At 50.0% G+C, this 13,244-nt stretch carries 8 protein-coding genes; 3 read left to right on the plus strand and 5 right to left on the minus strand.

Annotation, left to right across the window (positions count from 1 at the left end; all coding sequences use genetic code 11):
* The first annotated feature begins 317 nt into the window (after positions 1-317).
* Genes KD145_RS03565 through KD145_RS03575 form a run of 3 tightly spaced genes read left to right on the plus strand, consistent with a single transcriptional unit; the run spans position 318 to position 7,705 of the window.
* On the plus strand, positions 318-2,942 hold the full coding sequence (locus KD145_RS03565) for an ROK family protein (protein WP_212004536.1): 2,625 nt from the start codon (positions 318-320) through the stop codon (positions 2,940-2,942).
* Between the two features lie 16 nt (positions 2,943-2,958).
* On the plus strand, positions 2,959-4,356 hold the full coding sequence (locus KD145_RS03570; RefSeq protein ID WP_212004537.1) for a sugar porter family MFS transporter: 1,398 nt from the start codon (positions 2,959-2,961) through the stop codon (positions 4,354-4,356).
* Positions 4,357-4,390: 34 nt separating this feature from the next.
* On the plus strand, positions 4,391-7,705 hold the full coding sequence (locus KD145_RS03575; RefSeq protein ID WP_212004538.1) for a glycoside hydrolase family 38 C-terminal domain-containing protein: 3,315 nt from the start codon (positions 4,391-4,393) through the stop codon (positions 7,703-7,705).
* 68 nt (positions 7,706-7,773) lie between these two features.
* Here KD145_RS03575 and KD145_RS03580 read toward each other — a convergent pair whose 3' ends face one another.
* The 5 genes from KD145_RS03580 to KD145_RS03600 form a co-directional block, all read right to left on the minus strand.
* Complete coding sequence (locus KD145_RS03580) at positions 7,774-8,517, minus strand: GntR family transcriptional regulator (protein WP_212004539.1); 744 nt, start codon at positions 8,515-8,517, stop codon at positions 7,774-7,776.
* An 89-nt stretch (positions 8,518-8,606) separates the two neighbouring features.
* A complete protein-coding gene (locus KD145_RS03585; protein ID WP_249219730.1) occupies positions 8,607-9,377 on the minus strand; it encodes an ABC transporter permease in 771 nt (256 codons plus the stop codon).
* A complete protein-coding gene (locus tag KD145_RS03590) occupies positions 9,378-10,139 on the minus strand; it encodes an ABC transporter ATP-binding protein (protein ID WP_212004540.1) in 762 nt (253 codons plus the stop codon). It lies immediately after the preceding gene.
* 11 nt (positions 10,140-10,150) lie between these two features.
* The gene (locus KD145_RS03595; RefSeq protein WP_212004541.1) at positions 10,151-11,095 is read right to left on the minus strand and encodes a pentapeptide repeat-containing protein; all 945 of its coding nucleotides are present in this window, start codon (positions 11,093-11,095) and stop codon (positions 10,151-10,153) included.
* Between the two features lie 159 nt (positions 11,096-11,254).
* The gene (locus KD145_RS03600) at positions 11,255-13,084 is read right to left on the minus strand and encodes a cytochrome c peroxidase (protein WP_212004542.1); all 1,830 of its coding nucleotides are present in this window, start codon (positions 13,082-13,084) and stop codon (positions 11,255-11,257) included.
* Between the last annotated feature and the right edge of the window lie 160 nt (positions 13,085-13,244).

Raw genomic sequence — 13,244 nt, forward strand, 5'->3', positions numbered from 1 at the left:
AAACTGGTTATTTTGCTCATTCCCGAAAGTAGTACGGATGGAGATTTTATTTCTAGTGGTTACTACTGACTTTTCAATTTAAGTGTTTGCCACGGCTGGATTTGGCAGGTTAAATCATCCTCTCTATCAGGCCTTCCATTTCTCACATTGAGATAGGTATATATTTTTGGGGTTAATCACTTGTACAATATAATATTTAATTATAATATCTTACCTATTGGGAGTTTCCTGGTTCCTGCCAGTTTACCCCGATGCTCACTAATTTAATTTGTCACTCCAAAAACTTTTATTATGTTTGAACATATGAACATTAAATAATGATATCAGAGAAAAAAATAGCGATCGACATTGGTGGCAGTCATGTATCTGCCTGTATAGTAGACACCACTCAGCCGGGAGTGCTTCCTGGCAGCATCATCAGCAAAAGTCTGCGGGCAGACGGCAGCATAACGGAAATTATCTCCGTGATAGCCAGCTGTATCACCGCTTTAAAAGATACGCCTGTCAGCGGCATCGGGATAGCCATGCCCGGCCCTTTTGACTATCAGCAGGGCATCAGCGCCATCACCAAAGTAGGCGGTAAATTCGGCAGCCTGTTTGGCCTCCACCTGCGTCAGGCATTACAGGACGCCACCGGCATTGGCACCCTTCCTGTTGAGTTTTACAACGATGCACACTGTTTTGCTATCGGCGCCCGGCGTGTACTGGGGCTCAACGGCGAAAGGACGGTCCTCCTTACCCTGGGCACCGGCTTCGGATCGGCTTTCCTGGCAAACGGAGAACTGGCTACTGGTCCTGGCCTGCCACCTTCCGGTGCTTTTTATGATTGTCCTTTCCAGGATGGCCTGGCGGATGACCACTTCTCTACACGCTGGCTGCTGGACACTTTCAGACAGCAGACAACAGTGGCTGCTGCTTCTGTGAAAGTAATGGCAGAAGAATATAAAGATATTGCCCAACCGGTATTTAACACCTTCGGCGAAAACCTGGGCACTTTCCTGCGGCCCTGGCTCAGCAGTTTTGGCTGTACCGAACTGGTGATCGGCGGCAACATCGCCCGGGCCTATCCGCTGTTTTCCACTACGCTGGAAAAACAGCTGGAAGATCTTCCCTTAAAAATCATTTATTGTCAGGAAACAGAACGCTGTATACTGGCTGGTGCTGCTCTGGCTGCTCATCCGCCACAAAGCGATACCCTGCGCCGGACACTACAGCCTCTGCTGCCCGTGAGCCGCGAAGTAGCCAAGGATAATACTTATACGCTATTCCCTTCTCTTCACACCCCCTTTCCGGTACACGAAGGATATGCTTCCCTGGCATCCCTGATCAAAGATGATCACATCATTATCATAGACGGCTACGACGGCGTACTGTGGGAGCATTTCCGGTCAGACCTCCACCAGGCACTGCTTCAGCACAACCGGCCGGTGTATTGGTACCACACCGGTGTATGCCTGCAATCGCCTGAGGTTATTACCTCCCTGCTACAGGAATATTCCGGCACTGCAGACCCTGTGTTTGGCAAAAGATTCGAAGGCAGTCTGTCTGACTTTTTTGACGCAGAAAAATTATCACTGATAGATCCTGATGATACGCCCGGCCTGCATATCATCTATGGCACCGGCGCCGCCCTTAGCGGCATCAAAGGCCGGACACTCTATATTGACGTCCCTAAAAACGAAATCCAATATCGTCTCCGGGCCGGCAGCATCACTAATATAGGCACGCCTACCCACACGTATAAACGCTGCTACTTCGCCGACTGGCCTGTTCTAAATAAACATAAACAGGCACTGCTACCGCAGCTCGACGTTATCATCGATGGCCAGCGCCCGGATACGATCACCTGGATGCAGGGCGCTCATCTTCGTACAGCCCTCGACGATATACTCACCCAGCCTTTCCGCGCCAGGCCCTGGTTTGAAGCCGGCGTATGGGGCGGCGAGTGGATGAAACAAAATCTCGCCGGCCTCAATCCCGACGAAGTAAACTATGCCTGGTCCTTTGAACTCATCACACCCGAAAACGGCTTAGTGCTGGAAGGCGACGGCAAACTACTGGAGATCAGCTTCGATATGCTGCTGTTTCACAACAACCGGCAACTGCTCGGGAAAGCCGCTCAGCGCTTTGGCACCGCCTTCCCTATCCGCTTCGACTTCCTCGACACGTTCAACGGCGGGAACCTCTCTGTTCAGTGTCACCCACGGCCGGAATATACCCGTACACATTTCGGTGAAGACTTTACACAAGACGAAACATACTATATCCTGGACTGTGAACCGGATGCACAGGTATACCTCGGCTTCCAGGAAGATATACAGCCCGAAGCTTTCAAAGGCGCACTGGAAGAGGCATTAGCGAATAACGTTCCTTTACCGGTTGAAAAATATGTGCAACAGTTCCCTGCCCGCAAGCATGACCTGTTCCTCATCCCCAACGGCACCGTACACGCTTCCGGTAAAAACAACCTGGTACTGGAGATCAGCAGCACTCCCTACATCTTTACCTTCAAGATGTATGACTGGCTGCGTACAGACCTCAATGGCCGCCACCGTCCTATCCACCTGGACCGTGCATTTGAAAATCTGTACTTTGACAGGAAAGGCGAAACCGTACCCGATACGTTAATATCCCGGCCCCAACTGCAGGAGGAATGGGTACAAGGAAAAAAATGGCAGCTGCCCACCCATCCGGAGCATTTTTATACCGTTGACCGTTATGAGTTTTCCGGAGAGATGCGTATACTCACCAACGGGCAATGCCATATCTGTATGCTGGTAGAAGGACGGCAGCTGGAAGTGACCGCGGGCAACAGCACACAGCGGTTTCAGTATGCAGAAACATTCGTTATTCCTGCCGGAACTGACACCTATACCTGCCACTATGATGGTGAAGGCAAGGCTATGCTGGTAGTGGCGTATGTAAAAGACAACTATTGCTGATTAAATATTTCACGCTATGAGAAACGGTAACACACATCTTTTCATTACCACCGTCACCCTGATCGCTGCATTGGGAGGCCTTCTTTTCGGCTTCGACATTGCCGTTATCAGTGGTATCATTCTCCCTGTCAAAACACAATTCCAGTTGACCGCCTCACAGGAAGGGTGGTTTGTTTCCTGTGCCCTGCTGGGATGCATCGCGGGTGTCGCCGTTTCCGGTACCCTGAGCGATCACATTGGCCGTAAAAAAGTATTGGCCATCGCCGCGTTCCTGTTCCTTGCCAGCGCTATCGGATTTGCTGTATCCACCACCTATCCCCTGCTGATACTTTTCAGAGTACTGGCCGGCATGGGTGTGGGCGTGGCTTCCAACATTTCACCGCTCTACATCTCCGAACTGGCACCTGCTTCAAGACGTGGCAGGCTGGTAACTTTTTACCAGCTGGCCATCACCATCGGTATCCTGGTAGCCTATTGCTCCAATCTGGCGATACAGCGCCATGCCACCACCAGTGGTGGTGCACAGGAAGGATGGTTGCACTGGCTGTTTGTAACGGAATACTGGCGCGGCATGTTCCTCGTAGGGGTTGTACCTGCAGCCGCTTTTTTCGCACTGCTGGCCTTCGTTCCGGAAAGTCCGAGATGGCTGGCCCGTTTCGGACAACAAACCGCAGCACTGCATATCCTGGAAAAAATCAATGATAACAAAGAAGAGGCCGCCACAGAACTGAAGGCTATCCTGGCCGTATCTGCGGATCAGGCTAATGGTGGTATACGTTCACTGCTAAAGCCACCGTTGTTGCAATTGCTGGTGATGGCCTGTGTATTAACGGCTTTCTCCCAATTCAGCGGCATCAATGCTGTCATCTACTACGGCCCTACCATACTGCGCGCATCGGGTATAGTAGCCAACGACACACTGCTGTACCAGGTGATGCTGGGAGCGGCCAACATGCTCTTTACGCTTATTGCCATCTGGAAAGTAGACAGCCTGGGCCGCCGCCCGCTCTACCTGACGGGCTCCATCTGCGCTGCAGTTGCACTTACTTTAACTGGTATTTGTTTCCTGCTGGATATCAACGGTGGGCTGCTGCTCATACCGATCGCCTTTTTCCTGTTGTTCTTTGCCTTCTCTCTGGGGCCGCTAAAATTTGTGATTGCCACAGAAATATTTCCCACGCCGGTACGGGGGTTAGCGTTGTCTATCTGCATCCTGGTAATGTGGGTATCCGACTGGCTGCTCAATCTCCTGTTCCCCGTTATGCGGGAAGGCATGGGCATTGCAGCCACCTTCTTCCTGTTTGCCGGTTGTTGTCTTTTCTCCTTTTTCTATGCACGAAAATATCTGTTTGAAACAAAAGGTCAATCACTGGAAAATATCACCATCAAAGAAAAAACGACCATCCACCATTAATTGATTTAATTATTTAGTTATTTAATTATTTGTTATGAGAATATTCTATTGTATCACAGTTCTGCTTGCCTGCGCCCTGAGCAGCACTGCCCAGAAAACAGTCCCGTACCTGGGAAAAGTAGACTGGATCAATGGCTATGACCACGAAACTGAAGGCGAAAATATCCGCTATTACTCTGCTTATCCGGACTATGCCACCACTGCCTTGCTCACCCGCGCCACTGATGGCCATAAAACGATAGCATGGCAGACAGCAGCCGTACCTGCACGTATCAAAGGACCTTATGTTTATTTCAGCTGGGTAGCAGGCCATTCCACTGCCACCAGCAGTGGCGACCGACACTTTGATCTGTTTGTGGACGATGAAAAACTACTGACCATCACCACGCTACCACGTAATCAGGCGCCGGTATGGTCGTTTGTCGCAGCAGACAGCAGCCGGATCGTGTTTGAACAAATCCGGAAAGATGGTGCCAACGACGCCCACGGCCTCATGTTCCTTCGGCTGCCCTTAAGCCGTGTAACACCAGGGAAACCCGTGAGACTGAAAATCATCGGCCAGGCCCAGCAAAGCAACGACTGGCTTATGACCTTTAAATTTTCTTTCCAGGAGAAAGTGGATATCAACCCACAACCTTTTATACTCAAAAATGGTCAGCAGCCAATAACGCTCACTGCACTTCATTTCGGCACGCCCCGCACCTTCCAGGTTACGGTAGGCGGTAAAAAAGTGTATTCGTTTCCGGTAGAAGACGGCGTTAATAAATTCGATATACCTGTTAACCCGGTGCGTCAACCGGATAGTATTCGTATAGTCGTTACCGATGCAGGTAAAATACTGGCAGACAAATTTGTCGCATTAAAGCCTGTAACCTACCGGGAACTGAATTTCATACATCATTCCCATACAGATATCGGTTACTCTCACCTTCAGCCGGAAGTACTGAAAATACATCTGCGAAACATCAACGATGCACTGGACATGATTGCTACCACCCGGAATTATCCGGAAGAAGCGAAGTTCAAGTGGAACATCGAATCCCTGTGGGCAGTAGAACATTTTCTGCAACAGGCCACACCGGAGAAAAAAGCAGCCTTTATACAGGCAGTAAAAGATGGTAATATCTGTTTATCTGCCCTGTATGCCAATATCCTCACCGGTCTCTGTTTACCGGAAGAAACCTTTCACTTCACCGATTTTGCGGCACAGCTGCGTAAGACTTACGGTCTGCGTATCCCCAGTGCCATGATCTCTGATGTGCCGGGCTATACCTGGACTACCGTTACAGCCCTTGCCAAAGGCGGCGTGAAATATTTCTCCAGCGGCCCTAATTATCTGGGTGAAAGCCATCCTTACCTGGGAGATCGCGTAGGCCACTTTGTCCGCAACTGGGGTGATAAACCGGTATGGTGGGCATCTCCCTCAGGAGAAGAAAAAATACTATTCTGGGCTGGCGGAAAAGGATATTCCTCCTGGCATGGCACCGCACCCGGCGCAGTCTTCGAAAGCGGCCCCCAAAAGATCGCCGCTTATTTAAATGAACTGGACGAAAAAAAATATCCTTACGATATTGTACAGTGGAGATACAATGTAGTAGCCGACAACGGGCCTATCGACACTTCCATTTCCCGGTTCGTGAAACAGTGGAATGAAAAGTATGCATCGCCTAAAATTGTGCTGAATACCACCGATAAACTTTTTGAAACCTTTGAACAGAAGTATGGTAAAGACCTGCCGGTAGTAAAAGGTGATATTACTCCCTACTGGGAAGACGGCGCCGGCTCTACCGCCAAAGAAGAAGGACAGAACCGCCTCAACAGCCTTCGTTTGTCACAGTTGGCCAATGCCTATGCCATGCTGGCTCCTGGCCAATATGACGTACAGCAATTCTACAACGCATGGACCAATGTTCTGATGTTCCATGAACATACCTGGGGTGCCCATAATAGCATCTCCCAGCCGGATGTACCGTTTGTAACGGAGCAATGGCGCATCAAAAAACAATTCATGCTGGATGCAGACAGCCAGATCAACGTCATCGCAGACAAGCTGTTCCAGCCATTGACAGACGAGCGTTCCCGCAGTATTGCCGTAGTCAACACCCTGTCCTGGCCCCGGAGTGGACCGGTGAAGATCAGGATAGCCGGTAAATCCGTGAAGGATGCCCATGGCCGGAAATATCCCTTACAGCGTCTTTCCGACGGGACCTATGTGTTCCTCGCCAGCAACGTGCCTGCTTTCGGAACGGAAGTGTATACCGTCAGTGATGAACCAGCAACTGCCGCCGCTTCGTTTACCCGTAAGGGTAATATGCTCACCAACGGCAACATCACCGTTGTATGGGACCCTATCCATGGCAGTATCACCCAACTCAATGCGAAAGACGGTCATAACTATGCCGGTACTTTTCAATCGCAGGGCCTGAACAGCTATTGGTATGTACCCGGTCAGAATCCCGCAGATGCCGTTACCAATCAGCCTGTACAGGTACAGGTATTGGAAAGCGGTCCTGTAGTGACTTCCATCGCCCTCCGGGCGCAGGCCCCAGGCGCGAATGCACTGGAGAAACGTCTTACATTGTACGCCAACAGCAGCACTTTACTGATCGAAAACACCATTGATAAAAAACCGGTAAGGCAGAAAGAAGCGCTGCATTTTGGTTTTCCATTTGATGTGCCCTCCGGGAAAGTAACACTGGACGCAGGTTACGGCACGCTGCGTTATCTTGAAGACCAACTGCCTGGTTCCAATATGGACTTCCTCTTTGGCCGCAGGTGGATGGATATCTCCAATACTGCCAACGGTTTACAATGGATGCTGCTGGAAGCGCCGATGGCAGAACCAGCCAATATGATCGATGAGCGCCTGCAGATTGCACAAAGCCATAAGGAATGGAAAAAGACTGGTCAGCCAACCGCTCTCTGGTTTTCCTATGTGATGAACAACTACTGGCATACCAACTACAAGTCAGACCAGCAAGGCAGCAGCAGCTATCACTATGCCTTACAGCCGCACGACCAGGTGAATGGCACTGCCCTCGAAATGTCAGCAGCCGATTTCTCACAACCGTTGATCGATTTTCCGGTGAAGAAAGGGATTACCTTACCAGTAGGGCTTTTCCGCCTGACCAATCCGGCTGTCATTGCCACGGCCATAATACCACAGGAAAACGGCCAATACCTGATACGGCTCTTTAACCCCGGCCAGACGCCACAAAACACCGGATTCAACTGGGGCACGCTCAAGCCTGCACGAATTGCGGTTGTCAGAAACGGGATCACAAAAGATGCCAACGCTACCTTCAGCTTACCAGCTATGGGTGTGGAAGAATATCTGATCACTCCATAAAATAACATAGGCTGTATCATTTCTTTGATACAGCCTATTTTTTATCAGGGTGATAAAGCTCCTTTTATTTACAATTGTGGTCTTTTCAGTTCAATGCTGTACGTAAAACAATCACTCCGGTACCAGCAGATATTAAATTCCAGCGGTCGCCTGCTGGCATCCAGTACTACCCTACGCCGCTCCAGCACCGGCGCCCCTTTTTTAATCTTCAGCAAGCCGGCAATCTTCTCATCCGCTCCTATCGCTCTGATCTCTTCCTGTGAATAAACGGGCACAACATGAAAATCCGCGTCGAGCATTTCATACAACGGACGATCAAAATTCTCTTTACCGGTAAGCCCGATTCTGGGATGAAAGAAGGATTCAAAATATACCATCGGGCTTTTCTCAGTGCTACGGATACGCTCCAGACAAACAACAGGCTGGTGGTGTTCCGTTTGCAGCATCTTCGCGACTTCCTCTGCCGCCTTCACCACCGACACCTTGTTTTTAAGGGTTTTGAAAGGAATCCCTTTATCTTCCATTTCATGTGTAAAGCTGTACCAGTTGTCCAGATTGGTGGTGATCTTTTTCTTTTTCACGGTGGTGCCCGACCGTTTTTTTCTTTCCAGCAGACCATCTTTTACCAGGTTGCCAATCGCCATGCGCAGCGTGTTCCTGGAAATGCTCCATCGTTTAGCCAGGTCCGTTTCCTTTGGAAAAATATCTCCCTCCCGGAAATAATCCTCGCGGATCAGCTTCCGTAATAGTTCTTCAGCCTGCTGGTGCAGGGGAATCTTACTATCGTGGTCCAATAAAGGTATCTTCGTCATATATGTACGAACATATTGTTTTTTTATGATGAAGAAAAATTTTTTACCGGAAAGTAGATAGTTGTTGTTCCCCTGATGTCGTCAATCTCCTACATTCGCTTTTTATACACCCGCATCGCAAAGGCATACCCCACGAGCATAATCCCCACGCACCACGCGAGTGCAATCCAGATGTCAATACCGACGACAGGCTTCCCTGATAACAGCGAGCGTATGGCTTCCACGATGGAGGTCACCGGCTGATTTTCGGCAAAGGCACGAACAGCCGGCGGCATAGACTTAGTCGGTACAAACGCCGAGCTGATTAAAGGCAGGAAGTGAATCGGATAGGCGATGACACTGGCGCCATCCACCGATTTTGCAGTCAATCCGGGGATCACCGCTATCCATGTCAGGGCCAGCGTAAACATCGCGAGCATACCGGCTACGCCAAGCCATGACAATATTCCCGCCGGCGAGCGGAAGCCCATCAGGAGCGCCACGAGAATGATGACAAACACCGAAATCACATTGGACATCAGCGAGGTCAGTACATGTCCCCACAACGCTGCCGAACGCGCAATCGGCATGGAGTGGAAACGCTCAAATATTCCCCGCTGCACATCGGTAAACAGACGGAAGGACACGTAGCCTATACTATTGGCAACGGCAATCAGCAGTATACCTGGCAAAAGATAATTCACATAGTTATCTGTACCGGATTCAATGGCGCCGCCTAATACATAGACGAACAACAGCATCATCGCAATCGGCATGATGGTGACGGTGATGATGGTATCCATGCTGCGGAATACATGGCGCATGGAACGTCCGAGCATAACACTCATATCTGCGAAAAAATAGTTCTTTGTCGTTTCCATTTATTGTTCCTCCTTTTTGTTAATAATTGCAAGAAATATCTCCTCCAACGTCGGCTGTTTTTCAATATACTCCACCTTTGCAGGTGGGAACAGCATTTTCAGCTCCGCGAGCGTGCCGTTCACGATAATCCTGCCCTTATGAAGAATGGCAATTCTATCGGCCAGCTGTTCGGCTTCATCCAGATACTGGGTGGTCAGGAATACAGTCGTGCCGTTACAGGCAAGCTCTTTGACAATCTTCCAGACCTCAATACGGGCCTCGGGATCAAGCCCGGTGGTCGGCTCGTCGAGGAAAATAAGCTGCGTGTTTCCAACAAGGCTCATCGCGATGTCCAGTCTGCGGCGCATACCGCCCGAATACGTGGAAACCTTGCGGTCGGCGGCATCAGTCAGGCCGAAGCGATTCAACAGATCATCCGCAACCTTACGCGGATCTTTGATATGCCGCAGCCTGGCGATCATGACCAGATTTTCCCGTCCGGTCAATATCTCGTCCACGGCGGCAAACTGCCCGGTCAGGCTGATGGATTGCCGCACACTGTTGGGCTTTGACGCAACATTAAATCCATTTACCACGGCCGTTCCGCTGTCCTGTTTGAGCAGTGTGGTGAGGATTTTGACGATGGTTGTCTTGCCCGCACCATTGGAGCCGAGCAGGGCGAAAATGCTGCCCCTTTCCACCTCTAAATCTACTCCCTTCAGGACATGAAGGTCCCTGTAGGACTTATGCAGTCCTATTACTTGAATTGAGTTATTTTGCATATACTCCCTATTTATATCATTGTAACGTTTGCCAAATCGGCTCCCATGCCTTTGAGCGCGGCATAGGTTAATTTATCCATCATCGCGCCATCAAAGCAGATGGTTGAGAGCGCACGGTAATATTTATTCGTCAGGGCATACATCGAACGAAAAGATACATCTCTTAGTGTCGCGCCCTTAAATGAAACTTCGTTCAGTGCTGTCTTGTCAAACTTAACGCCTATAAAGGTTTGCCCATCAAGACACACACCCCGTAGATCGGAAGACTTAAAGTCCACCCCGTTAAAACTACAGTTTTCAAAAATCGTTTTTCTAAGATCGGTCATCGCCAGCTTTACGTCGATCAGTTTTGCATTGGTGAATTTTGCGCCGGTCAGCCCTGACTTGCTGAACTCAGTGCGTACAAGAATGGCCTTGTTGAAATTCGCACCCGTCAGGTCAATGGCGGACAGGCTGCAGTCTGTCAGATTCGTTCCGTCGAAATTGGCTTCACTTACATCGCTGCCCATAAACGAACTGCCGGTCAGATCCGCGCCCGAAAAGTCGGAGCCACTCAACGAACTTCCCCTAAATTTCATTTTATGTGCAGTAACGCCCGCAAAGTCACTCTGTGACAGGTTGCTCCCGCTGAAGTTTGTCAGCAGCTGCCGTTCAGCCGGGCTGGAGGGGGCAATGACCTCCTGTTCCGTTTGCGCTATGTCATCATCACTGTCAGTTGTCAATTTAAAAGCAGTCTCATCGTCCGGGGACTGGAAGTTCTCTGAAAAATAGTTAAGGTCAACACCCAGAATCTCCGCGAGCCGGTTCATCGTAATAATGTCCGGGACTGACTCACCGCGTTCCCATTTTCCGACTGCCTGTGGACTGATAAACATCCGTTGAGCAAGTTGGGCCTGAGACATATTTATTTCTTTTCGTGCTTTGGCTATTTTGCCGCCAATGATCTTAGCTTCCATTTGTTTTATTTTTTTCGATACAGCAAAGATATTCTGGTTCATTTTCAGAATCAGCAAAAAGGCAAAACCTGTTAGTTGTAACGGTGCTACTCCTGGTTGTTATTTAACAACCAGGAGTAGTATTTGTCTGATTTTCAGCATATTTGATATTTAAAGGGGTCAGTACGCTGTGGTCGGTTTCCAGCTACTGGTGTCTGTAAGCGCCTGCATGAATGCCGCCAGTGCCTTCTTTTCCTGTGCTGTCAATCGCAGTTTTTCAGCCGGCAATGTCTGGTTCGGTGGCGCAATACCTAACCCGGCGCCGCCTCCCTTGTCGTAAAAGTCTATCACCAATTCCAGCGTAGGGAACACACCATTATGCATATACGGCGCGGTGAGCGCACTGTTACGCACCGTCGGTGTCTTAAATGCATAACGGTGGATGCTGATATTATACAATATATATTTACCGGGATCTTTGTCGAGCCGCGCATGGGGGCGGTTGCTCTCGGGAACGCCCAGCACCTCCGATTCGGGCTCTGCGAAATAAGGCGGCGCCACGCCATTGAACAGCGGTGCAAAGTGGCAGGTACCACATTTACCTTTCCCCATGAAGATATTGAATCCTTTTTTTTCCGTGTGGTCCAGTGCGGTGGTATCACCATTCATATACAGGTCGAAGCGCGATTGCAGGCTGACAAGCGAGCGCAGGAAAGAAGCCAGCGCATTGGCGATATTTTCTTCCGTGATGCTATTTCGTCCTGCTGCGAAGGCTTTGCTGAAGAGGTGTACATAGGCGCTGTCTTTTTTCAGCGCATGAGCCGTCTGTTGCAGGGAGCCGTTCATTTCCTGTTTGTTGTGCACCACATCCGACACCTGATTTTCGAGGAAGACGGCACGCGAGTCATAGAACTGTTTCGACTGAAACGCTGTATTCAGCAAACCGGGCGTATTGCGGGCGATGGGGGTTTTGCTGTCGAGCCCCGTATTTTTGACCATCCCATCGGTGAAGGCTTTGGAAGCCTGGTGACAGGAAGCGCAGGAACGTTGCAGGTTGCCGGACAACGCGGGATCGTAGAACAGGCGTTGCCCCAGCTGTATCTTGACGGCCGTAGGGTCTGATTCGTGATTCGGCGAATAGCCGTTGGCGTTATAGTACTGCATCGCAAAGAGATGAGGTGCCTGGGGCGACAATATCCTTCGTTCCTGCGGCAGCTGCAGGGATAACTGTTGTTGTAATGCCAGTAATGAGGCACTTAACGGATTGGCGTAGGTGGTAATGAAGTGCAGCCGGTCAAACTCATTGAAGCCGGGATGTTGCAGCAGGTATTGCCGCGCTGCATTGAAACGGTCTGTCAGCCTATGTTTGATGGTGCTATCTGCAAGGCTGCCGGCATACAGCATGACAGCATACCGTACCCCTTCCAGTGCTGCCGCAGCTTCGGGCATGGATAACAACGCTACCGGCGAATCATAGCCGGAAATGCCCAGTGCAATAATGCGGTATATCTCGAAGCGCATGGCATCCAATACATAAGCGTCCATGAAGCCATAGGGGTCTGTTTGTGATTGCAGCGTGGTAAACTGCGCCCTGAGCGCCGTTACAGCCGCCAGCAATTCTCCGGAGGCTCTAGCTGGCGCCCACAGCTGTTCTTCCATCACCTGAAAACCCTGCGGGGGCAGTATGTCGCGGGAGTTCTCGCCATCGGCGAATGGTAATGCAGGGCCGTTGATACTGCGGATCAGATGCGGATAATAATATTCTGTGAGAAATTCAGCACGCTTGTAAGCCAGCCGGCCGGAGCGGAACAACCGTTTCAGCACAGGAGCTGGTGCATGACTGCGGATAGCCTGCTCCAACTGTTGAAGCGTATCGGCTACAATACCCATTTGTTGGTTGAAATAAGTTTCCAGTACTGCGGCGGGCCTTACAGGGACCGGAGGCCGCTCCCAACGCAACTGTATAAAGGATAGTGCGGCTAACAACAGGGTCGTAATAGTGGTTTTCATATAGTAACGGGTAATTAACAATCAGGTATTGTAAAATATGAAAATTGTAACTATTTTCAGGAACGGAACATGTTTTTTCTGTAATGAAGCAGTACTGCGCGCCTCCGAAAACCCCGGGCTTCATTCATCAAACCTTATTCTGTTTTATATAGTTATCCCA

It is taken from the genome of Chitinophaga sp. HK235 (genome assembly GCF_018255755.1).
Classification (GTDB): Bacteria; Bacteroidota; Bacteroidia; order Chitinophagales; family Chitinophagaceae; genus Chitinophaga.